A 19,421-nucleotide genomic window follows, 5' to 3' on the forward strand; every position below is an offset into this window, starting at 1 on the left:
GGTGGCTGCTGGAGCAAGTACAGTGATGGGAGACAGCAAATAGGCGGCAAATAAGAAGGGTTGCGCCCTTGGCGGTTGATGGCTCAATCACCTTCAGCACTCGTCCCTGTCTGTGCCGGCCGTCGGATGAGGGGGCCACACGGCACACCCTCACAATTCACCTACCCCGCAACCCCAACGGCAACCCCGCGCCCGAGCGCCCGGAACACCGTCGAGACGATGCCTGCGCGATCGAGCCCGGCATGAGCGTTCATCGCTTCGGGCTTGGCCTGCTCCATCCAGATATCGGGCATGACGAGCGAGCGGATCTTCAGCCCGTTGTCGAGCAGGCCTTCGCTTGAAAGATACTGCATCACCTGGCTGCCGAAGCCGCCGACCGAGCCTTCCTCGACGGTGATCACCATCTCGTGGTGGCGGGCAAGCTGGCGGATCAGGTCGTGGTCGAGCGGCTTGGCGAAACGCGCATCGGCGACCGTCGTCGAAAGGCCGGCGGCTTCGAGATCCTCGCTGGCGAGCAGACAGTCGGCAAGCCGGGTGCCGAAGGAGAGCAGCGCCACCTTGGTGCCTTCCTTGACGATGCGGCCCTTGCCGATCTGCAGGATTTCGCCGCGGGCCGGCATGTCGACGCCGACACCTTCGCCGCGGGGATAGCGGAAGGAAATCGGCCCGGCGTCATAGGCAGCGGCCGTGCGCACCATATGTTTCAGTTCCGCCTCGTCGGCCGCCGCCATCACCACGAAGCCGGGCAGGGTGGCGAGGAAGGCAGTGTCGAAGGAGCCGGCATGGGTCGGCCCGTCGGCGCCGACGAAGCCGGCGCGGTCGATCGGGAAACGCACCGGCAGGCCCTGGATCGCCACGTCGTGCACGACTTGGTCATAGGCGCGCTGCAGGAAGGTGGAATAGAGCGCGGCGAACGGCTTGTAGCCTTCGGCCGCAAGGCCGGCGGCGAAAGTCACGGCATGCTGTTCGGCGATGCCGACATCGAAACAGCGCGACGGAAAGGCTTCGGCGAACTTGTCGAGGCCGGTACCATTAGGCATGGCGGCGGTGATGCCGACGATCTTCTCGTCGAGGGCGGCTTCCTGCACCAGCGCTTCGGCAAAGACACTCGTATAGCTCGGCGCATTCGGCTTGACCCGCGCCTGCGCGCCGGTGATGACGTCGAACTTATTGACGCCGTGATATTTGTCGGCCGCCGCTTCCGCCGGCGGATAGCCCTTGCCCTTTTGAGTGACGACATGGATCAACACCGGTCCGCGGGCATTGTCGCGCACATTGCGCAGCACCGGCAGCAGGTGATCGAAGGAGTGCCCGTCGATCGGCCCGATATGATAGAAGCCCATCTCCTCGAACATCGTGCCGCCGGTGACGTAGCCGCGCGCGTGCTCGACGGCGCGGGTGATCGCCCGGTCGATGTTCTTCCCGAGATAAGCCGTCAGTTTCTTGCCGAAATCGCGGAAGCCCATATAGGTGCGCCCCGAGGCGAGGCGGGCGAGATAGGCGCTCATGGCCCCCGTCGGCGGCGCGATCGACATGTCGTTGTCGTTGAGAATGACGATGAGGCGCGCATCGAGGGCACCTGCATTGTTCAGCGCCTCATAGGCCATGCCGGCCGACATCGCCCCGTCGCCGATGACGGCGATGACGCGGCGGTCGGTCTTCTCGAGATCGGCGGCGATCGCCATGCCGAGGCCGGCCGAGATCGACGTCGAGGAATGCGCCGCCCCGAACGGATCATATTCGCTTTCGGCCCGGCGGGTGAAGCCGGAAAGGCCGTTTTCCTGGCGCAGCGTGCGGATGCGGTCGCGCCGGCCAGTGAGGATCTTGTGCGGATAGCACTGGTGGCCGACATCGAAGATCAGCCGGTCGTTCGGCGTATCGAAGACGCTGTGAATGGCGATCGTCAGCTCGACCACGCCGAGGCCGGCGCCGAGATGGCCGCCGGTGCGCGACACCGCATCGATCATTTCATCCCGGACCTCACGGGCAAGCTGCGGCAGGTCGCGATCCTCGAGCTTGCGCAGGTCGGCGGGGTAGATGACCTGGTCGAGCAGGGGGGTCTTCGGCAGTTGTGTCACGGGCGGGCGCTCTTTCTTGCTTTTCCTCGTTTCGCTTTATTCGATTAGATCGGGGCAAAACAAGTGCATTTCAGGAACCGAAGGTTTTCACCTTAGAGCATGGCGGAAAAAAGTGTGAGCGGTTTCGGAAGATATCACTTTCTATTTCTGTGCGTTGCACTCGCCTGATTTTGCCTCGGCGATCGAACGCGCAGAGGCCGGCGAGCAGCTTGAATATGACACGGAATGGTAGCACTGTTGCCGCGCTGGCTGGGGGACCGATCATGGGAACGATTGTTGCAGCGCATGCCTATGTCAATAACGAGGTCGCCTATGTGGCCTGGAACATAGACAACAAGATCGACGGGTGCCTCGGCTTCGAGGTCGTCCGGGTCTATCTCGACGAGCAGGGAAACGTAGCGACAAGAGCCGATGGCAGCGAGGACCGGGTGACCTGCGCCGCCTGGGTCGCCTTCAAGGGACAGCGCAATCCGCATTGGCTGCCGCAGACGACGTCGCTCTGGCCCGTGCAGAAGCTCTCCTGGCGCGATCTGACGCTGCGCAAGCGGCGCAACGAAATGAGACGGCGACCGGACGAGGTCCGCGTGCGTTACGAGATCCGTCCGCTCGGTGATCTGAAGCCGGGCATGCAGGCCGCGCCGGATCCGACGCCTCGGATCGTCGAGATCAACAAGCGGGACGAAAATGGCCGGCCGATCGAGAAGGCTGACGGAACCTTCGAGAAAATCGCGGTCAAGGCCTATGATGGGCCTCCGCGGCCGCTCGGTTATCTCGGGCCGGCTGTCGCCTCCAATCCGGTCCATGTGACGCGCAAGCGCGGCCAGTTTGAGTCCACCTTCACCAACGGCATCCTCGCCGCCCAGTGGCTGAGAAATGTGCTCTTGGAGGACGGTGTGAAACAGCCGAACGAGCTGATCGACATGATTTCCACGCCGTCGAACGGCATCCGCAAATATCTTGCCGGCGATGTCATTCCCATGCTCAGAGATTTCATGAATGCGCCCGGCCGCTTCCTTGTCGCCCTCTACGAGCTTGAGGATAAGGAACTGCTCGACCTGCTGCTTGCCAACAAGGACAAGCTGCGCATCATCCTCGCCAATACGGGAAAGGTAGGAGATGATTGGGATGTGCGCAATGCGCACGCACGCAAGGCGCTGATCGATGCCGGCGTCGAGATTCACCACCGCATGTTCAACAATTCCAGCCAGATCGGCCACAACAAGTTCGTCGTCCACATCCCGCCCGATGGCGCTGAACGAAGCGTGTTCACCGGCAGCACCAACTGGACGGCGACGGGCCTTGCCGGCCAGTCCAACAATGCGTTGATCGTCAGGAACGATGCGGTTGCCGCGGCCTACATCGCTTATTGGGAGCGAATGCTGGAAGATAATGCGACGCTGGAAGCGCCCGTCGAATTCGACGACGGCATGCCCGACAACCAGCAGAGCAAGGCGTTTCGCCGCTCGAACGAGACGCCGTTCATTGTGCCTGCCGGTAATGGCGCCTCGGTCGAAGCCTGGTTCTCGCCGAATATGCAAAGCCGAAGAAAGGGCAAGGAGACGCCGCCCGACCTTCGCGAGGTCTACCGGCTGATGCGACGCGCCGAGCACGCGGTGCTGTTTCTGGCCTTCTATCCCGGCCAATCCGGCAGGGATTGCATCGTCGGCGAGGCGATCGATATCGGCCTGAAGGATCAGAAGCTGATCGTCACCGGCGCCGTTTCCAGCCCCCAGGCCATGCCCAATTACGTCGCCGGCAAGAAGAATGATCCCGACGATGAGGACGACGATACAGCGTCCGTCTCGCCGCATACGTTCGATGAAGCGAATGTCTCGATCGTCCGGGCCTCGCGCATCGATGATCGCCAGCTCCTGGCGGATTTCGGCGCGGAGGAACTGACGGCCAAGAAGGTCGGCGCCATCATTCACGACAAGGTGCTGGTGATCGATCCCTTGTCGGACGACTGCGTCGTCGTCCTCGGCAGCCACAATCTCGGCTTCAAGGCCTCTTACGCCAATGACGAAAACATGCTGATCGTCAAAGGCGACCGGGCGCTTGCCGAGGCCTATGCCGTCCACATCCTCGATGTCTACGATCACTACCGCTTCCGTGCGGTCGAGGCGGAGCTGAAGCGTCAGGGCAAGAAGGGCTGGTCGGGCTTTCTCAACGTCGATGACAGCTGGCAGGACCGCTACGTCGCTGGCACGAAGGGTGCGCTGACGCGCTATTTCGCAACGCGTTGAATTCCGGAAAGGGTTGCCGCCGGAGCGCCGCCGCCGTCACCCCTCCGGCAAAGGCACGAATTCCTCTTCGTCGCCAGGTACGATATCGAAGCGGCCGGTGCGCCATTCCTCCTTGGCCTTTTCGATCCGCTCCTTCGATGAGGAGACGAAGTTCCACCAGATATAGCGTCTGGAATTCAACGCCGCCCCGCCGAAGAGCATCAGGTGGCAGCCGTCGCCGCCGGCTTCAAGCGTAATCGGATCGCCCGGCCGGAAAACCAGCAGCTGATCGGCGGCGAAGCGATCTCCCGAGATTACCACCTCGCCGGAGAGCACATAGACAGCGCGCTCCTCATGGTTCGCGCCGAAGGGGAAGCGGACGCCCGGCTGCAGGTTGAGATCGACATAGAGCGTGTCGGAGAACGTGCCGACCGGCGATGTCATGCCTTCGAACGAGCCGATGACGACGCGCCCGCGCACGCCTGATGTTTCGATCAGCGGCATTTCCGACTTTTCCGTATGAGCGAAGGAGGGATCGATCTCCTCCTTGTCGTCGGGCAGCGCCAGCCAGGTCTGCAGCCCCGACATCAGCAGCGGATGGCCGCGCAGATTGTCGGGCGTGCGTTCCGAATGAACGATGCCGCGGCCTGATGTCATCAGGTTGATATCGCCGGGACGGATGACCTTTTCGGTGCCGAGGCTGTCGCGATGGCGGATCTCGCCGTCGAAGAGATAGGTGACCGTCGACAGGCCGATATGCGGATGCGGCTTGACGTCGAGCGCCTCGTTGGGCTTCAGGATCGCCGGTCCCATGCGGTCGAAGAAGATGAAGGGCCCGACGAGCCGCCGCTGCCGCGTCGGCAGCGCGCGCCGCACCTGGAACCCGCCGATGTCGCTCGTACGCGGGATGATCAGGTTCTCGATCGCATCGCAGGCGAAGGCATCGCCGGCCAGGGGATCTTTACCGGGAAAGAAGGACATGACGGATCTCCGCTTGCAGTGACATCGACCACTGACAGTGCCTGTAGCGTCGCGCGTCCAACAGGATGTGCCGAAGAGGCTCCATGTTGTCAGATCGCGGTGAAGCCGTTATCGACGAAAAGATGAGCGCCATTGACGAAGCTGGATTCCTCGCTTGCCAGATAAAGGGCGGCCCTCGCCACGTCTTCCGGTTCGCCGATCCGCCCCTGCTGCGCGGCGATGGCGGCATCCGAAACATCGACCCCGAGCGCCTGCAGGTCGGCGACCTCGCGCAGGCCGTGCGGCGTGCGGATGAAGCCGGGGCAGACGGCGTTGCAACGGATGTTGCGGTCGCGGAATTCGACCGCGATGGCGCGGGCAAACATATGCACCGCGCCCTTGGTCGTGTCGTACAGCACTTCCATCGGGGTCGCGGCGACGGCCGAGATCGACGAGGTGCAGACGATCGATCCGCCGCCGGCGGCGATCATCTTCGGCAGCACGGCCTTGGTCATCAGGAACATCGAGCGCACATTGACGGCATGCAGCCAGTCCCATTCCTGAAGCGTCGTTTCGAGGAAAGGCTTGATGACGATGGTGCCGGCATGGTTGAAGAGCACGGTCACCGCGCCGTAGCGCTCCTCGACGCCCGCGACGGCGGCATTGACGGCGTCTTCCTCCGAAACATCCGCCGTCCAGCAGTCGGCCTCGCCTCCGGCATCACGGATCTGCTTGACGGTCTCGGCGGCCGCCTGGCCATTGCGGTCGATGATCGCCACACGCGCGCCTTCGGCCGCAAACAGCTTCGAGGCAGCACCCCCCATGCCGGTCGCGCCGCCCGAAATGATGGCGACCTTGCCCTTCAATCTGTCCGTCATTGTCTGTCCCCTGATGCTTCCGGAAGGGGATCATAGAACGCCGAAAGCCAGTCGCCAAGCGTCTTCGAAAGCGCGCTTTGGTACGCCTCAGGCGCCGTCCAGCGGCTCGACGCCTTGCGGCTTGCCGGCGCGGTCGAGCCGGATTTTCTCGATGCGGTTCTCGGCGGCCGAAAGCAGCGTCTCGCAATGTTTCTTCAGCGCCTCGCCGCGCTCATAGATCTCGATCGATTCATCCAGCGCCACGTCGCCGCGTTCCAGCCGGGCAACGATGCTTTCGAGTTCGGCGACCGCCTTTTCGAAGGAAAGGCCCGATACTTCAGGCTTGGCGCTGTCAGTCATTCTTAACCCTTCATCATTCTCAGAATATGCATGCCCGCCGATTCGGCGAGGCCTTCGAGATCATAGCCGCCTTCGAGCAGGCTGACGACCCGGTTCTTCGCGTGCCGGTCGGCGAGTTCCAGGACTCTGCCCGTCGCCCAGTCGAAATCCTCGCCCGTCAGGTTGATCTGCGCCAGCGGATCGCGGTGGTGTGCGTCGAACCCGGCGGAGATGATGATGAGATCCGGCCGGAAGTCGTCCAGCGCCGGCAGCACGCGCGATTTGAACGCCTCGCGGAAATGGTCGCTGCCGACATTCGGCGAAAGCGGCGCATTGACGATGCTATTGTGCTTGCCTTTCTCCTCCTTGGCGCCGGTGCCGGGATAGAGCGGCATCTGATGCGTCGAACAGAACAGCACCGATGGGTCGTCCCAGAAGATGTCCTGGGTGCCGTTGCCGTGGTGCACGTCCCAATCGACGATGGCGACGCGCTCGGCGCCATGCTTCTTCTGCGCATGGCGGGCGGCGATCGCCGCATTGTTGAAGAAACAGAAGCCCATTGCTGTCATCTTCTCGGCATGATGCCCGGGCGGACGGGCGGCAACGAAGACATTGTCAGCCTGGCCGGAAAAGACGTCGTCCACCGCCGCCATCGCCCCGCCGATCCCGGTCAGCGCCGCCTGCAGGCTTTTGACGCTGGCGTAGGTATCGGCTTCGAGCTGGTTGATCCGGTCCTCTTCATCGGGGATCTCCCGCATCACCGCGGTCAGATGCTCTTCCGGATGGGCGAGCAGCACCGCATCCTCGCTCGCCTCAGGCGCCTGCCGGCGCTCCAGCCGGTCGAAATTCGGATGCTCCAGCGCGACGTTGATGGCGCGGATCCTGTCGGATCGCTCCGGATGGCCGGCGGGCGTCACATGTTGCAGGAAGATCGGGTGTTCATAAAGACGGGTGCTCATGGAGACACTCTATCGGCCGCTTCTGTCATGATCCACAGCAGATGGGGCATTGCCCGCCGATTTCAACAAGCTCCGGCGGCGCTTTGGCACGCTTGGGGACGCGGACCGTTGTTCGCAATATTGCTCCGACCGCATCGTCCCACCGGCGCGCGCCGTCGGACTTGCAAACCAGGTACTAACACTTTGAACCATTGACTATTCGTTTGCGAAATCTGTTTCGATCCAACGAATTATGCAGTATTGTCTGTTTGGGGGAGTGTTGTAAGGCAGTATTGTTGATGAGTGAGTCAAAGCGTCCTGGGGTGACGGAAATACGCGTACCGTTTCGAGATGTCGATATGAACGGCAAGATGTTTCTGGCCTCCTATATTTCTTACGCTGAATCCGTCATTGCGAGTTTCTGGTCGGCAAGGCCCGATGTAGATGACGAACCCGTCTATAGCGCCAGCAAGATTTCCTGCATGCTTCACCGCCCGCTGCACCATGACGAGCCGGTGATCTTCACTGCCGCCATCGACAAGATTGGCGTGCGTTCCATCGGCTTTCTGGTTTCGATCGACACCGGGGAGGAGCGCGCCGCCGAGGTCGAGATCATCTGGCAGGCCCGCAGCAGAGAGGACGACCTGCCAGCCCCCCTGCCGGAGGAAACCCGCGACTGGCTCTATCGGTTTTTGGATTAGGGGCGTTGCGGCAGGTAGCGATGAAGGACGAGCAAGAGACCGGTCGGTGGGACGCCGACGACGTCGCGAAGTTCATGTATGGAACACAGAGAGCCGCGCTGCTTCTGGCGCTGCGGGATTTCTGGAAAGCACTTTGTTCTGCGTGGCCCGACAAGCAAAAGCCTCCCGTATCTCCGAGTGATGGAGATGAACCTCAAGAGTAAGAGCCGTTACTTGCGGTTTTTACGCAGATGGTCTCCTTGATCTCCGCGATGCGGCTCGGCTTTCAGCCGCTTGAAATTCGTCGGGCGTCCAGTCACCTGGCCGCCATACTTGCGACCAGATCGCTGAACCTCTCGCCTTGAATGCCGACATGTGTTCGCAGCAGGCGGCGGGCTTCGTCTCCGTTTCCGGCAAAGATCGCATCGACGATGGCGCAATGTTCCGAGAAGGAGGTCGAGAGGCGGTTGCGCACGCGCAGCTGGAGGCGGCGATAGGGGCGCAGGCGTCGATGCAGTTGCACGCACTGCTCCTCGAGGAAATCGCTGCGGCTTGCGGCGTAGATCGCCTTATGGAATTCCTCATTGTCGTAATAATAGGCATCGCTGTCGCCGGCGCCGGCGGATTGTTCGCAGTGGCCGTGGGTGGCGGTGATCGCTTCCCGGGACGCCTTGTCCAGCCTGCGTGCTGCAAGCGACCCCGCCAGGCCCTCGAGTTCCGCCATAACCTCGAACATCTCGTAGATGCGGTGCGGCCCCGGATCGATCACGATCGCACCCCGGCGCGGACGGATTTCAATCAGTCCGATCGCGTCAAGCTGCATCAGCGCCTCGCGCACCGGCGTTCGCGATACGCCGAACCGATTGGCAAGCACCGTTTCATCAAGCCGTTCGCCGGGGGCGAACTCGTACGAAAGTATCGCATTTTCAATCTCATCCCGAAGCCACCGGCCGACATTCTCGGACATCTATCTCGCATCCTTCATACATAAACGCCATTCTTGTATACACGAATGTTGACGTCGTGTACGAAAGATGACAATCTACATACTACCGGCGAAGCTCGGCTATGGGAAGCGATGTCCAGCGGCTGCAGAATGCGGTGTCTTCGAAAGGGAGGAGAATGGCATGCCCGAAGCTTCTTTCTTCACCGACATGCTGCAAAGCATTACCGATCACGGAAGGCAGCTGCTGTTTTCCGGCTCCCGTAACACCCAGGCCGCCGCCAAGGCCGATCTCCACACTCTCTGTGAAATGCTGCTTTCGAGCCGCGGTGAAGCATCCGGCATGGCGCTTGCGGCCGAGATTCTCGATCGCTGGGAAGCGCTCGACAGCGTCGGCGCCCAGGCATTCCTCCAGATGCTTCACGAAGGGTTCGGGCCTGATGTGAGCAAGCTCGACCAGGCGATTGAACGCTACCGCACCGACAAGAGTTCGACCGCCGTCATTGCGCTCCACCAGGCAGCCGAGCCCCGGCGACAGGAACTCCTGCGCCGATTGAACCACGCGCCAAACGGGACGGCCAAGCTCGTCCGCATGCGTCAACAGCTGCTCGCTTCCCAAGACCGATCCGAAGCCTACCGCGCGCTGGATGCCGATTTCACGCATCTGTTCGGCTCCTGGTTCAATCGCGGCTTTCTGACGCTGCGGCCCATCGACTGGTCAACGCCGGCAAACATCCTCGAAAAGATCATCCAATACGAGGCCGTGCACGAGATCGCCAGCTGGGAGGAGTTGCGCCGTCGCTTGGCGCCGGCCGACCGTCGATGCTTTGCCTTCTTCCATCCCCGACTGGCCGACGAGCCGCTGGTGTTCGTCGAGGTGGCGCTCACCCGATCCGTGCCGAAGGCGATTGCCGATGTACTCGACGAGGAGAGGGAGCAGATCAATGCCGACGAGGCGACGACGGCCGTCTTCTATTCGATCTCCAATTGCCAGGATGGCTTGCGTGGCATCTCGTTCGGCAACTTCCTGATCAAGCAGGTCGTGGAAGATCTGCGCAAGGACCTGCCCGGCCTGAAGAATTTCGTCACGCTGTCGCCCGCCCCCGGCTTTGCCCGCTGGCTTGCCAAGGCACGCGCCGTGGGTGCCGACAGCGTCCTGTCTGAAGCCGCCCGCAAAACACTGGCCTTGCTCGACGATCCGAACTGGCCCGACAGCGAGAAGGGCGCGGCCGAAGTGGAGCGCTTGTTGCTGCCGCTTGCGGCGCGCTACTTCCTGACCGAACGGACGCCGGAGGGCCGTCCTGTCGATCCCGTCGCCCGCTTCCATCTCGGCAACGGCGCTCGGCTTGAACGCGTGAATTTTCTCGGCGACCGCTCGCCCAAGGCAATCCAGCAGGCGCACGGCCTGATGGTCAACTACCTCTACAAGCTCGATGACATCGTGGCCAATCACGAAGCGCTGGCGCAGCGGGGCGAAGTGATTGCCTCGCCGGCCGTCAAAAGCCTGCTCAGCCAGAAGGACGAAAGCCGCCGTGGCGGCAATGGCCAGCAAGGTTCTCGAGCATTCGTGCAACTGATGAATTCCACGCTCGGAGGAGGGCGAAAGTGAGCAACCATCTTTTCGATGCCATGCGGGCTGCCGCGCCTGGGGACGCAGCGTTCATTCGGCTCGGCAGCGGGCGCACATGGACTTATGAGGATGCCTTCGCCCTTTCCGGCCGCATTGCCAGCGCGATGGATGCGCTCGGCATTCGCCCCGGCGACCGGGTTGCCGTGCAGGTCGAGAAGAGCGCCGAGGCATTGATCCTCTATCTCGCCTGCCTTCGAAGCGGTGCGGTCTATCTGCCGCTCAACACCGCCTATACGCTGGCTGAGCTCGATTATTTCATCGGCGATGCGGAGCCGCGTCTGGTGGTCGTCGCCTCGGCCGCTCGCGAAGGCGTGGAAACGATCGTCAAGCGCCACCGCGCGATCGTCGAAACGCTCGATGCCGACGGCAGCGGCTCGCTGCTCGATCTTGCGCGCGACGAGCCGGCCGACTTTGTCGATGCCTCGCGCTCCGCCGATGATCTGGCTGCGATCCTCTATACCTCGGGAACGACGGGACGTTCCAAGGGGGCGATGCTCACCCATGGCAATCTGCTTTCGAACGCGCTAACCTTGCGGGACTACTGGCGCGTCACGTCAGACGACCGGCTGATCCATGCGCTGCCGATCTTCCACACACACGGGCTCTTCGTCGCCACCAACGTCACGCTGCTCGCCGGCGCCTCGATGTTCCTGCTGTCGAAATTCGACGCTGACGAAGTCGTTTCGCTGATGCCGCAGGCAACGATGCTGATGGGCGTGCCGACCTTCTATGTGCGCCTCCTGCAAAGCCCCGGCTTCGACAGGCAGGCGGCGGCCAACATCCGCCTCTTCATCTCCGGCTCGGCGCCGCTGCTGGCAGAGACGCATAACGCCTTCCAGGCGCGGACCGGCCATGCGATTCTTGAGCGCTACGGCATGACGGAAACCAATATGAACACATCGAACCCCTATGAGGGGAAACGGCTTGCCGGAACGGTCGGCTTCCCGCTGCCTGATGTGACGGTGCGCGTCACAGACCCGGCCACCGGACAGGTGCTGCCGCCTGAAGAAACCGGCATGATCGAGATCAAGGGGCCGAACGTCTTCAAGGGCTATTGGCGCATGCCGGAGAAGACCGCGGCCGAATTCACCGCCGACGGGTTCTTCATCAGCGGCGATCTCGGCAAGATCGACCGGGACGGCTATGTCCATATCGTCGGCCGCGGCAAGGATCTCGTGATTTCAGGCGGATACAACATCTATCCGAAGGAGGTCGAGAGCGAGATCGACCAGATCGAGGGCGTGGTTGAGAGCGCTGTCATCGGCCTGCCTCATCCCGATTTCGGAGAAGGCGTAACCGCCGTCGTCGTGCGCAAACCTGGCGCCGTCCTGGATGAAAAAAGCATCGTCGGCGCGCTCCAAGACCGTCTCGCGCGCTACAAGCAACCCAAACGCATCATCTTCGCCGAGGACTTGCCGCGCAACACGATGGGCAAGGTTCAGAAGAACATCCTGCGGCAGCAATACGCCGATCTTTACACCAGGACGTAAGGCGATCGCCTCTGGGAGGAGGGTGCGTCGGCATTCGCATAATCTTGCAAACAGCAACTACGGCGCTGGAGGCGTCGGAGGGAGGGGAATCATGGGTATTGAAATACTGGCCATAGGCATGCTGGTCGCCATGTTCGTCGTTGCGACGATCCAGCCGATCAACATGGGAGCGCTCGCTTTTGCTGGCGCCTTCGTGCTCGGCTCCATGACCATCGGGATGAAGACCGGCGATATTTTCGCCGGCTTCCCGAGCGATCTGTTCCTGACGCTCGTCGCCGTCACCTACCTCTTCGCCATCGCGCAGATCAACGGCACTATCGACTGGCTGGTCGAATGCGCGGTTCGCATTGTGCGTGGACGAATAGGCTTGATCCCCTGGGTGATGTTCCTCGTCGCCGCCGTCATTACCGGTTTCGGTGCGCTTGGGCCTGCCGCCGTCGCCATTCTCGCGCCTGTCGCGCTAAGTTTTGCCATCCAGTACCGCATTCACCCGGTCATGATGGGCCTGATGGTGATCCACGGCGCGCAGGCAGGCGGCTTTTCGCCGATCAGCATCTATGGCGGCATCACCAATCAGATCGTTGCGAAGGCCGGTCTGCCTTTCGCACCGACGTCGTTGTTTCTCTCGAGCTTTTTCTTCAACCTGGCGATCGCAGTGCTGGTCTTCTTCGCCTTCGGCGGCGCAAAGGTCATGAAGCACGTTCCCGCAACATCGCTCGGCCCCTTGCCCGAATTGCATCCCGAAGGCGTATCGGCTTCGATCAGAGGTCACGGCGGCACGCCGGCAAAGCCGATCAGGGAGCATGCCTACGGTACGGCGGCAGATACCGCTGCGACGCTGCGTCTGAACAATGAGAGAATCACCACCCTGATCGGGCTGACGGCGCTCGGCATCGGCGCCCTGGTTTTCAAGTTCAATGTCGGCCTTGTCGCCATGACCGTCGCCGTTGCGCTGGCGCTGCTGTCGCCGAAAACGCAGAAAGCGGCAATCGACAAGGTCAGCTGGTCGACCGTGCTTTTGATCGCCGGCATTATCACCTATGTCGGCGTCATGGAGAAGGCCGGCACGGTCGACTACGTCGCGCACGGCATATCCAGTCTCGGCATGCCGCTGCTGGTAGCGCTTCTGCTTTGCTTCACCGGCGCCATTGTCTCGGCCTTTGCATCCTCGACCGCGCTGCTCGGCGCAATCATCCCCCTTGCCGTTCCGTTCCTGCTGCAAGGACATGTCAGCGCCGTCGGCGTGGTCGCGGCCATCGCCATATCGACAACAATCGTCGATACCAGCCCATTCTCCACGAATGGCGCGCTTGTCGTCGCCAACGCGCCGGATGACAGGCGCGAGCAGGTTCTGCGGCAGTTGCTGATCTACAGCGCGTTGATTGCCATCATCGGCCCGATCGTCGCCTGGCTGGTGTTCGTCGTGCCGGGACTGGTTTGACGACGGGCCGCCGGACCCATCGCTTTCTGCCGCAGTCCATCGCCTGCGGCGGTCAAGGTGCGGGCGAGGGCATTCCAAGTTCAACGCCAGTACCCGAAGGAGTCGAGCGGTTATTCAACGTTCGCCGAAGATTAAACACGCTAAGGTTGAAGTAATGGTTGGCACGGGCGCTCGAGAACACTGATATCGGCATGCAATTGGAGGTGATCACCAGTCTTGGGATATGAATGTGCGAATCCCGTTGCATTTGTGAACTTAACACTATTCATTATCCGAAGACGTTTCATCTCGTATGTTGAAAATCGATCATGGTTGAATCGGCCGACGTCGCATCGCTTTTGACGGATTTGATTTACGGAAGCCTCTTCGGAGAGTGTAGCTGGCAGGATTTTCTCGACCGTCTTGCGCATACCTCGCCCGGCGGCAAGGCTGCACTCCACTACCACGATCTGGCCTCGTCCGTTGCCCATGTTCCTTTCATGTCGGGCTTCTCTCAGTCCGAGATCGATCAGTTCCGCAGCCACTTTGCCTCGGTCAATCCCTGGATCCCACGACTGGGCCTCGTGCCCGTCGGCCAAGGCTTATGTGGTGACGAGATCTTTCCGCGCGAGCAGCTCATCAGATCGGAGTTTTACAACGACTGGCTGAAGCGGCAGACCGGATGCGAGACGAGCATTGGCGTTTCCATCATTCGCGAGGAAAGCCGAACCTTCATCCTGTCGACGTCCACATCGTCGGCGGACGCCGATCTGAACAAGGAAGCGGCCAAGCTTTACACGCAGCTCGCGCCGCATCTGAAGAGGGCCTTCGACTTCATCCGCAAGCGCGATCTGTTCGCGCCGCACCAACATGAAACGCAGACCCTGCTCGATAGCATCGGGGTCGGATTGATCTACGTCTCGGAGCAGGGGAAAGCCCGCCGCTGGAATAAAAGCGCAGAGGCCTTGATGGCGGCCGGCCTGCCTGTGCAGATCGCCGCGGACGGCAAATTCCGGCTCCAATGCGAGAAGTCGTTGGCGGTTCTCGAATTCCTGACATCCAGAAATGGGGTGCAGACAACACCGCACACCGCGATCGTCAAGGGCAGCAACCAGGACAATTATCGCATCACCCTCGTCCGGCTTCGGTCCGATGCATTCACGGAGTTCGTGGAGGGGCCGACCGTGGCGGTGATCGTCGAGCCGACCGTGGCCAGCCCGCTCTATGAGCGGCGAGATTTGCTGATGCAGCTTTATAAACTGACAGCAACGGAAATCCGCATCGCCTCGAGCATTGCATCGGGCCAATCCGCAAGGGAAGTGGCCATAGCCGACGACATCAGCTACGAAACGGTTAGAACGCACCTCAGGAACATCTATTCGAAGCTCGGGGTCAATTCGCGGGTCGGGCTGGTGTCGCTGCTGATGCGCTGAATGGAATCGGCCGGTTGGAACGGGACCCGTATTGCGCGCATTCGCCTCTGAGATGTGGCTCCGCCAGGACGTTGACCTCGACATTTAGTCCTTCCAGGTTGACGTGGCCCACGCTGTCATAAAAATTTCATGTCGCACCTATTGCGAGTTTCGGCAAAGTAATCGACTATTTTTATCAGGAAACAAGATTTCCTGAAGCAAACGAAAGGAAACTGATTGGATTATTTCTTCTGACGATCATACTCGTGGCAGGCTTCATGGCCTTTGCCTTGACCGCGGGAAGAGCAACCGCTCAGACCACCGCAAACACCCGGCGCAGCTCAGGCGATGGCGGAGTTGAGTTCGAGGCCTCTGATGGCGGAGGGTGCGACGGCGGTGATGGAGGTGGCGGGGACGGTGGAGGAGGAGACTAGTTCAAACGGAAATCGATGGAATGCCCGACCGCCTCAAGGCGGTTTTTTGTTGTCCGAATTCCACTCCTTACCATGCCGGCAAACAGGCCGGAATGTCAGAGGCTCTCGCCGTCGCGATCGTCTGCGCAATGTCGCTCGCCGTGTGCAAATGGGGAGAGCCGCCGGTCCGCAGCGTCTTGCGACGGCTCCTCGACCGACTTGGCAACGCGCGGCCGGTTTTCGGGCGAAGGAGTCCCAGGCTTAGGTGCAGTTGATGGGAGAGAGCCGGTTGGCGATCGTGCCGGGATATGTTCCCGACTCGGCCTTTGACTCAGTGCACACCATCCGTTCTTTTCGGGATCGACCGGGCATCGTTGCACTGCCGCTGATGCATAATGGCCGCCTTCAGGCAGAAGGCGGCCATTGCGGCTTTGCAGGTTCAGGCCTTCAGGCGCTCAAGCGCGCGCCGGCAGCAGGGGATAACCGGCCATGACGGCGCGGCCGAGGAGGGCGGCGACGACAGCCTTGATCACGTCCCCCGGGATGAAGGCCATCGAGCCAACGAAGGCTTTCGTGAAGCCGAGGCCTGCGACCGCTGCCAGATAGGTGATCCCGAAGGCGTAGAGCACGACGATCCCGCCGATCATGGCCGCGAGGAAGAAGCTCACCGTCTGTACGAGGCCGGACTGCTTGTCGTCGACCAGACGCTCGCTGAGGTAGCCGGTGACGAAGGCGCCAAAGATCCAGCCGACGAGGAAGCCTGCTGTCGGCGAGGCGAAGATCGCCAGGCCGCCGCGGCCGCCCGAAAGCACCGGCAGGCCGATCGCGACCAGGAGCAGTACGATCAGCACTGCGATCGCGCCGCGCCGGGCGCCGAGAACGACGCCCGCCATCATGACGCCGAGCGACTGGGCGGTGATCGGCACCGGAATGAAGCCGAGCGAAATCGGCGGCAGCAGGCCGAGCGCCACGATGATCGCGGCAAAGAGGGCGGTAAGGACGAGGTCGCGGGTGCTCATCATGAACTCCGTATTAAGAAATCGTTAACTCCCATGCCGCCGAATGCGGCGCGCGTCAATCGCCGCCGCGACATTATCCGCGTCCTTCAGCGTCAGAATGATCAGCGGCGCAAGCAGACTCGTCGGCCCGACCTTCAGCCCCCGCGCCGTGTGCGCCTCGCGGATCGCCTGGTAACGGTTGACGATTTCGGGCACGAAGCGCAGCACCAGGCCGAGAGCCAGACCGATATCGTCGGCCCGAACCCGGCCGGTGCGTTCGAGCGGGCGGGCAAGCGCCGTCACCTCGTCGATGAACTCGGTAATGCTCGTCGTCCCCGTCACGCTGGCGGCAAGAAGCATCAGCGCCGTCAGCCGCAGCACGGGGACGAGCGCCGCCTGCCATGGGTTAAAGATGAGATTGAAGAGGCCGACGACGGTAATCGCCAGGAGGATCGGCCGCAGCCGTCGCAACGCCTCGCCGAGCGGCAGGCCGATCTTGCCGTAGAGGGCCGCCGTCACCAGCACGGCGCCCGAGAGCAGAAGCAGATTGTGGCTCATGAACAGCAGGATTGCGAAGGCCGCAAGCGACAGGAGCTTTGCCCGCGGCGAGAGCCGATGCATCCGGCTGTTGCCTTCCACGTAGAGCGATTGCATCAGGCGGCGATCTCCCTGTAGCGGGCGATGGCTTCGGCCGCCGGCGCGTCGGCGGCAAGTCGCCCTTGATGAAACAGCAGCACCCGCTCGAATCCGGCGATCAGCTCGAGGTCGTGGGTGATGACGATGGCGCTTTCCGGCAGCCCGGCGATGATCCTCTCGACCAGCGCCCGGTTTTTAAGGTCGAGCTGGTTGGTAGGTTCGTCGAGGATGAGAATGCCGGGGCCGGTCGCCAGCACCGAGCAGAGTGCCGCCAGCTGCAGTTCGCCGCCGGAAAGCTCGTGCGCGCGGCGATCGGCCAGTGCCTCGGCGCCGAAGCGGGCAAGCACGCCCTCGACCCTTGCTTCGATCTCGGCTTTGCTGAAGCCACGCCGCTTCAGCCCGAAGGCGATGTCGTCCTTGACGATCGGCAGGATGATCTGGTTCTGCGGCGACTGGAAGATGAATCCGACATCGGCGACAACAGCCTTCTCGTCCGCCGTGTCGCGGCCATTGACCATGACGCGGCCGATGGTTGGCTTGGTCAGCCCATTGATCAGCCGCGCGAAGGTGGTCTTGCCCGAACCGTTCAGCCCGATGACGCCGATGCGTTTGCCGCTGATGCCGAGCGTCAGCGGCTCCAGTGCCACCCGCGCCCCGAAACTGACACCCGCACTTTCGAATTCAATATCCAAACCAGTCCCTCGCATTCGGCGACGTGACACAGGAGGTCCACATCATGCGGCGATTGAGCGCCTTTTATAGAGGGAGATTTGCGAAACAGCCCCTCATCCGGCTGCCGCCACCTTCTCCCCGTAAGCGGGGCGAGGGGGATATGCCACGACCTCCGTCCCCAGTTGCCTCTCATAGGGCACGTCCCCTCTCACCGTCAGAGCGGGGAGGGGCTAGGGTGAGGGGCGGAAATCGGCGCCAACCTGACAGCGCTCCTTCTATACGGTTGACCCTCCCCGGTGAAAGAGCAAATCTCGCTGTCGATATCGGGTGGCTAGGAAGATTTTCCGGATTATGATGCGGTCATGACGAATCTGCTTTCCAATTCCGATGCCCGCCGCGTCTTTCTTGCCAAGCAGGGCCTCAGCGCCCCACCGAACCGAGCCTTGACCAAGGCCGGCCTGCTGCAGCTCATCCAGGATCTCGGCTTCGTCCAGGTGGACAGCATCCAGACGGTCGAGCGGGCGCATCATCAGATCCTGTTTTCCCGCAATCAAACCTATCGGCGCGAGCATCTGAAGGCGCTGCTGGAGAAGGAACGCGCGCTGTTCGAGCACTGGACGCACGATGCCTCCATCCTGCCGAGCGCTTTCTTCGTCTATTGGAAGCACAAGTTCCGCCATCAGGAGAAGGTCCTGGTCGAGCGCTGGCGCAAGTGGCGCGGCGAGGGTTTCGAGGCCGCCTTCGAGGAGACCTATGAGCGAGTGCGTCGCGACGGCGCGATGCTGGCGCGCGACGTCAAGGCCGATGGCCATGTGTCCGGCGGCTGGTGGAACTGGCATCCGAACAAGACGGCGCTCGAATATTTCTGGCACACCGGCAAACTCGCGATCGCCGGCCGCTCGAATTTCCAGAAGATCTATGATCTCACCGAGCGTGTCATTCCGGCCGAATTCCGCGAGCCGGAGGTGAGCCGCGAAGACTTCGTCGACTGGGCCTGCCGCGGCGCGCTCACCCGCCTTGGCTTTGCCACCCACGGCGAGATCGCAGCCTTTTGGAATCTGGTCTCGCCCGACGAGGCCAAGGCCTGGGTATCGGCTCACCGCGACGAGCTGACCGAAGTGCTGATCGAAGCGGCGCCTGGCGGCAAGCCTCGCCCGTCCTGGGCCTTTGCCGGTTTCCCTTCGACGCTCGACAGCTATCCGGACGCTCCGCCGCGCATCCGCGTGCTCAGCCCCTTCGACCCGATGATCCGCGACCGCAATCGCACTGAACGCCTGTTCGGCTTTTTCTACCGCATCGAGGTCTTCGTGCCGGAAGCCAAACGCGAATATGGTTATTACGTCTTCCCGCTGCTCGAGGGCGACCGCCTGATCGGCCGCATCGACATGAAGGCCGACCGGAAGAAATCGACCCTCGATGTCAGGCGGCTCTGGCTGGAACCGGGCGTGAAGGCTTCGGCCGGACGGCTGGAGCGGCTGGAAGCGGAGTTGGAGCGGGTGGCGCGGTTTGCGGGTGTGGAGAAGGTGGTGTTGCTCGACGGGTGGAAGGGGTAATCGAATTATCCTCTGCTCGTCACTGCGCCCTCACAAGCGAGGTCGCCATAAGCACCGACCGAACAAAGCAACCATCGTGGCGCGCGTTCGTCTACTCCGACGCTAAGTTTGGCAACAACGCCACCGCACTCTCCGTCATCCCAGGCCTTGAGCCTGGGATCCATGCGTCTGCTGCTGGTG

16 protein-coding genes are annotated in these 19,421 nt (G+C 62.0%); 7 read left to right on the forward strand and 9 right to left on the reverse strand.

Features of this window, described 5'->3' with window-relative positions; all coding sequences use genetic code 11:
* Window positions 1–161: 161 nt before the first annotated feature.
* Entirely contained in the window at window positions 162–2,078 is a 1,917-nt protein-coding gene (dxs, locus tag J2J98_RS04470; protein ID WP_064706319.1) for a 1-deoxy-D-xylulose-5-phosphate synthase, read from the reverse strand.
* A gap of 263 nt (window positions 2,079–2,341) precedes the next feature.
* Between dxs and J2J98_RS04475 the strand changes: the two genes are divergently transcribed.
* The gene (locus J2J98_RS04475; RefSeq protein ID WP_207602444.1) at window positions 2,342–4,321 is read left to right on the forward strand and encodes a phospholipase D-like domain-containing protein; all 1,980 of its coding nucleotides are present in this window, start codon (window positions 2,342–2,344) and stop codon (window positions 4,319–4,321) included.
* 36 nt (window positions 4,322–4,357) lie between these two features.
* On the opposite strand, the gene J2J98_RS04480 is transcribed toward J2J98_RS04475, so the two are convergent.
* The 4 genes from J2J98_RS04480 to J2J98_RS04495 all read right to left on the reverse strand — a co-directional run bounded on the left by J2J98_RS04480 (window position 4,358) and on the right by J2J98_RS04495 (window position 7,415).
* Window positions 4,358–5,281 carry a pirin family protein gene (locus tag J2J98_RS04480; RefSeq protein WP_207602445.1) on the reverse strand — a complete coding sequence of 308 codons (924 nt, stop codon included), beginning with the start codon at window positions 5,279–5,281 and terminating at the stop codon, window positions 4,358–4,360.
* 89 nt (window positions 5,282–5,370) lie between these two features.
* Complete coding sequence (locus J2J98_RS04485) at window positions 5,371–6,138, reverse strand: SDR family NAD(P)-dependent oxidoreductase (RefSeq protein ID WP_207602446.1); 768 nt, start codon at window positions 6,136–6,138, stop codon at window positions 5,371–5,373.
* 87 nt (window positions 6,139–6,225) lie between these two features.
* Window positions 6,226–6,477 carry an exodeoxyribonuclease VII small subunit gene (locus J2J98_RS04490; protein WP_003545921.1) on the reverse strand — a complete coding sequence of 84 codons (252 nt, stop codon included), beginning with the start codon at window positions 6,475–6,477 and terminating at the stop codon, window positions 6,226–6,228.
* 2 nt (window positions 6,478–6,479) lie between these two features.
* Window positions 6,480–7,415, reverse strand: coding sequence for a histone deacetylase family protein (locus tag J2J98_RS04495; RefSeq protein ID WP_207602447.1), 936 nt, complete (start codon window positions 7,413–7,415; stop codon window positions 6,480–6,482).
* Window positions 7,416–7,693: 278 nt separating this feature from the next.
* Here J2J98_RS04495 and J2J98_RS04500 point away from each other — a divergent pair, with 278 nt between their 5' ends.
* The gene (locus J2J98_RS04500) at window positions 7,694–8,095 is read left to right on the forward strand and encodes an acyl-CoA thioesterase (protein ID WP_064706324.1); all 402 of its coding nucleotides are present in this window, start codon (window positions 7,694–7,696) and stop codon (window positions 8,093–8,095) included.
* Window positions 8,096–8,390: 295 nt separating this feature from the next.
* Here J2J98_RS04500 and J2J98_RS04505 read toward each other — a convergent pair whose 3' ends face one another.
* Window positions 8,391–9,041 (reverse strand): GntR family transcriptional regulator, encoded by a 651-nt coding sequence (locus tag J2J98_RS04505; RefSeq protein WP_207602448.1) that lies wholly within the window; start codon window positions 9,039–9,041, stop codon window positions 8,391–8,393.
* A gap of 160 nt (window positions 9,042–9,201) precedes the next feature.
* On the opposite strand from J2J98_RS04505, the gene J2J98_RS04510 reads away from it, so the two are divergent.
* From J2J98_RS04510 to J2J98_RS04525, 4 genes are all read left to right on the forward strand, one after another.
* Window positions 9,202–10,626, forward strand: coding sequence for a malonyl-CoA decarboxylase (locus J2J98_RS04510; RefSeq protein ID WP_207602449.1), 1,425 nt, complete (start codon window positions 9,202–9,204; stop codon window positions 10,624–10,626).
* A complete protein-coding gene (locus J2J98_RS04515) occupies window positions 10,623–12,137 on the forward strand; it encodes a malonate--CoA ligase (RefSeq protein WP_207602450.1) in 1,515 nt (504 codons plus the stop codon). The genes J2J98_RS04510 and J2J98_RS04515 overlap by 4 nt, the downstream gene beginning before the upstream one ends.
* Window positions 12,138–12,228: 91 nt before the next feature.
* On the forward strand, window positions 12,229–13,578 hold the full coding sequence (locus J2J98_RS04520) for an SLC13 family permease (RefSeq protein ID WP_207602451.1): 1,350 nt from the start codon (window positions 12,229–12,231) through the stop codon (window positions 13,576–13,578).
* A gap of 308 nt (window positions 13,579–13,886) precedes the next feature.
* Complete coding sequence (locus tag J2J98_RS04525; RefSeq protein WP_207602452.1) at window positions 13,887–14,990, forward strand: helix-turn-helix transcriptional regulator; 1,104 nt, start codon at window positions 13,887–13,889, stop codon at window positions 14,988–14,990.
* An 847-nt stretch (window positions 14,991–15,837) separates the two neighbouring features.
* Here J2J98_RS04525 and J2J98_RS04530 read toward each other — a convergent pair.
* The 3 genes from J2J98_RS04530 to J2J98_RS04540 are packed head-to-tail and all read right to left on the reverse strand — an operon-like array spanning window position 15,838 to window position 17,708.
* Window positions 15,838–16,401 carry a biotin transporter BioY gene (locus tag J2J98_RS04530; RefSeq protein ID WP_207603078.1) on the reverse strand — a complete coding sequence of 188 codons (564 nt, stop codon included), beginning with the start codon at window positions 16,399–16,401 and terminating at the stop codon, window positions 15,838–15,840.
* A gap of 24 nt (window positions 16,402–16,425) precedes the next feature.
* Entirely contained in the window at window positions 16,426–17,034 is a 609-nt protein-coding gene (locus J2J98_RS04535) for an energy-coupling factor transporter transmembrane component T family protein (protein WP_207602453.1), read from the reverse strand.
* Entirely contained in the window at window positions 17,034–17,708 is a 675-nt protein-coding gene (locus tag J2J98_RS04540; RefSeq protein ID WP_207602454.1) for an energy-coupling factor ABC transporter ATP-binding protein, read from the reverse strand. The genes J2J98_RS04535 and J2J98_RS04540 overlap by 1 nt, the downstream gene beginning before the upstream one ends.
* A gap of 342 nt (window positions 17,709–18,050) precedes the next feature.
* Between J2J98_RS04540 and J2J98_RS04545 the strand changes: the two genes are divergently transcribed.
* Window positions 18,051–19,241 (forward strand): winged helix-turn-helix domain-containing protein, encoded by a 1,191-nt coding sequence (locus tag J2J98_RS04545; RefSeq protein ID WP_064706333.1) that lies wholly within the window; start codon window positions 18,051–18,053, stop codon window positions 19,239–19,241.
* The last annotated feature ends 180 nt before the right edge of the window (window positions 19,242–19,421 follow it).

This window comes from Rhizobium bangladeshense (assembly GCF_017357245.1).
GTDB classification, from domain to species: domain Bacteria; phylum Pseudomonadota; class Alphaproteobacteria; order Rhizobiales; family Rhizobiaceae; genus Rhizobium; species Rhizobium bangladeshense.

Coding starts and splice junctions, on each gene's coding strand:
- J2J98_RS04525 (WP_207602452.1), top strand. CDS start 13,887: ATGGTTGAATCGGCCGACGTCGCATCGCTTTTGACGGATTTGATTTAC.
- J2J98_RS04505 (WP_207602448.1), bottom strand. CDS start 9,041: ATGTCCGAGAATGTCGGCCGGTGGCTTCGGGATGAGATTGAAAATGCG.
- J2J98_RS04520 (WP_207602451.1), top strand. CDS start 12,229: ATGGGTATTGAAATACTGGCCATAGGCATGCTGGTCGCCATGTTCGTC.
- J2J98_RS04545 (WP_064706333.1), top strand. CDS start 18,051: ATGACGAATCTGCTTTCCAATTCCGATGCCCGCCGCGTCTTTCTTGCC.
- J2J98_RS04490 (WP_003545921.1), bottom strand. CDS start 6,477: ATGACTGACAGCGCCAAGCCTGAAGTATCGGGCCTTTCCTTCGAAAAG.
- J2J98_RS04500 (WP_064706324.1), top strand. CDS start 7,694: ATGAGTGAGTCAAAGCGTCCTGGGGTGACGGAAATACGCGTACCGTTT.
- J2J98_RS04510 (WP_207602449.1), top strand. CDS start 9,202: ATGCCCGAAGCTTCTTTCTTCACCGACATGCTGCAAAGCATTACCGAT.
- J2J98_RS04475 (WP_207602444.1), top strand. CDS start 2,342: ATGGGAACGATTGTTGCAGCGCATGCCTATGTCAATAACGAGGTCGCC.
- J2J98_RS04535 (WP_207602453.1), bottom strand. CDS start 17,034: ATGCAATCGCTCTACGTGGAAGGCAACAGCCGGATGCATCGGCTCTCG.
- J2J98_RS04485 (WP_207602446.1), bottom strand. CDS start 6,138: ATGACGGACAGATTGAAGGGCAAGGTCGCCATCATTTCGGGCGGCGCG.
- J2J98_RS04495 (WP_207602447.1), bottom strand. CDS start 7,415: ATGAGCACCCGTCTTTATGAACACCCGATCTTCCTGCAACATGTGACG.
- J2J98_RS04530 (WP_207603078.1), bottom strand. CDS start 16,401: ATGAGCACCCGCGACCTCGTCCTTACCGCCCTCTTTGCCGCGATCATC.
- J2J98_RS04480 (WP_207602445.1), bottom strand. CDS start 5,281: ATGTCCTTCTTTCCCGGTAAAGATCCCCTGGCCGGCGATGCCTTCGCC.